General features: G+C 61.4%; 2 protein-coding genes. One reads left to right on the forward strand and one right to left on the reverse strand.

What is annotated here, in order from left to right; translation table 11 throughout:
- On the forward strand, nucleotides 1–531 hold a 531-nt coding region (locus EN994_RS26770; RefSeq protein ID WP_206530509.1), incomplete at its 5' end, for a fatty acid desaturase.
- An 11-nt stretch (nucleotides 532–542) separates the two neighbouring features.
- Here the strand turns inward: EN994_RS26770 and EN994_RS26775 are convergent.
- Nucleotides 543–2,547, reverse strand: a 2,005-nt coding sequence (locus EN994_RS26775; protein ID WP_127307947.1) for an EAL domain-containing protein, incomplete at its 5' end; no start/stop codon positions are given.

Consider the following 2,547-nt stretch of genomic DNA (forward strand, 5'->3'; position numbering starts at 1 on the left):
GAACTGGCGTTCCCCAAGCCGGAGACATGGCGGCAATACCTCGTCCACATATCCGGCATCCCGTTATGGTGGGGCCACATCAAGACGCTTTATGCCAACGCCGCGGATCGTGGTCGCGAAAGCTACGTTCCGCCAAAGGGCTATGACAAGGTGCGCATCGAGGCACGCGCCATGATTGCCTTTTATGCCGTGCTCCTTCTGCTTGCCGTCTATTTCCGGCTCTCGGTGCTTGTCTATGTCTGGATTTTGCCCGCTCTGTTGGGGCAGCCGTTTCTGCGCCTCTATCTCTTGGCCGAGCACGGTCGTTGTCCGTTCGTCGCCAACATGCTGGAGAACACCAGGACCACATTGACCAACTGGCTGGTCCGCAAGCTGGCGTGGAACATGCCGTTCCATGCCGAGCATCATGCCTATCCCGGCGTGCCGTTTCATCAACTGCCGCGGTTTCATGCGCTGATCGAGCGGCATCTCAAGGTGGTCGAGCCCGGCTATGTCAGCTTCCACGAAAAGTACATCGAGACGCTGCATTGACGATGGCCGGCCTAGCCGGTCTGGCTGTGCGGCGCCCGGGATCTCAACAGACGCTGGATCTCGGCCGCCTGTGACGGCGCGCCGATCAGAAAGCCCTGCGCCTCGGTGCAGCCATTGCTGCGCAGGATGTCGAGTTGCACCTCGGTCTCGACCCCCTCGGCGGTGACAGTGATGCCAAGCTCGGCACCCAGCCCGATGACGGTGCGAACGATCGCCGCGGTGTCGCGATTGCCCAAATCGTGGATGAACGAACGGTCGATCTTGATCTTGTCGACAGGAAAACGCCTGAGGTAGCCGAGCGACGAATAGCCGGTGCCGAAATCGTCCAGCGCGATGCGGATGCCGAGTTCGCGCAACTGCCGCAGCGTCCTTAGCACCACCTCGCTTTCGTCCATCAGCACGGTTTCGGTGATCTCCAGTTCCAACCGACCGGCTGGCACGCCGGAGAAAGCCAGCGCCGAGATGACGCTGCGGGCGAAGCTGCCGCTTTTAAGTTGCACGGCCGAGACATTGACCGCGACGCGCAGGCCGGCGGGCCACCGTGCCGCCGCCGTGCAGGCTTTCCTCAGCGCCCATTCTCCAAGCGGCACGATCAATCCGGTTTCTTCGGCGACCGGAATGAAGCTGTCCGGCGCCACCATGCCACGTTCTGGGGAATGCCAGCGCATCAAGGCTTCCGCGCCGACGATCTCGCCGGAGGCGATGTTCATGATGGGTTGGAAATCGAGGTCGAATTCCTGGCGCGACAGTGCGGTCCCGAGGTCGACCTCCAACGCACGCCGTGCCTGTACCATTGCGTCCATTCCGGGTTCGAAGAAGCGATACAGATTGCGGCCTTCGCTCTTCGCCCGGTAAAGCGCTGTATCGGCGTTCCTCAGCAGCGTGTCGGCGTCTCCGCCGTCGTCGGGGAAAACCGCGATGCCCAGGCTGATGCCGATATGCATCTCGCGGCTCTTGTCGCGGAACGGTTTTCCGATTGTCTCGACGATGCGCTTCGCGAGTTTTTCAGCATTGGCAATGCCCTTGAAATTGAACTGGATGATGACGAATTCGTCGCCGCCGAAGCGGGCAACGACGTCGTTTTCATTATGCAGGCAGCGCTGCAGCCGCTCGGCCACGGTCTTCAGCAGCCAGTCGCCGGCCGGATGTCCCCAGGTGTCGTTGACTGCCTTGAAGCGATCGAGATCGAGCGAGAAGATCGCCAGCGGCGTGGCCGCCGTGTCCTCCAGCGCAAGGTCGAGCCGTTCGCGAAACATCGAGCGGTTGGGCAATCCCGTCAGCGTGTCGTGATGCGCAAGATGGGTCATGCGCTCTTCGGTGCGGCGACGTTCGGTGACGTCGTCGAAGGTCACCACCCAGCCGCCGCCATCCATCGGCCGACGTGTGACCAAAACCGTCCTGCCGTCGGTAAGATGCCGATAGGCCGAATGCATTTTTGCCGCCGCCAGACAGGCTTCGGTCTTGGCGACTTCGCTGTCGACATCGATCTTCGTATAGATGCCGAGTTCCAGCAACCGTTCGAGCGCGTCGCGGTGCGTCGTTCCAAGCGGAAAATCCGCCGGGGTGACCTTGTAGAGCTCCAGAAAACGCCGGTTTCGCACGATCATCTTGCCGTCGGCGTCATACATCAGCAAGCCTTGCGACATGTTGGCGAGCGCTGCGTCGAAGCGGCGGTGCTGCTCCTTGAGATCCTCTTGCGCGCGGCGCTGCTCGGTGATGTCTTCATAGATCGAAACCCAGCCGCCCAGAGCCAGAGGGCGGTGCGAGATGCTGACGATGCGGCCGTCCGACAGTGTTTCTTCGTAGGTCGAGGGCTTTGCCTGATCGATATAGGGCTTGCGGATGGCGTAGAGTTCGTCGGCGGTTTGCGAGGCGACGCCGATATCGACGCTGTGGCGCAGAATGTCGAGGAACCGGATGCCGGGCCTTATCACCCTGGCGTCGAGGCAAAAGATGTTTAGGTAGTTGCCGTTGCAGATGATCATCCGCTCGTCGGCGTCGAACATGCACAGGCCG

Origin of the sequence: Mesorhizobium sp. M7A.F.Ca.CA.002.09.1.1 (assembly GCF_003998555.1) — a bacterium.
GTDB lineage: Bacteria > Pseudomonadota > Alphaproteobacteria > Rhizobiales > Rhizobiaceae > Mesorhizobium > Mesorhizobium ciceri.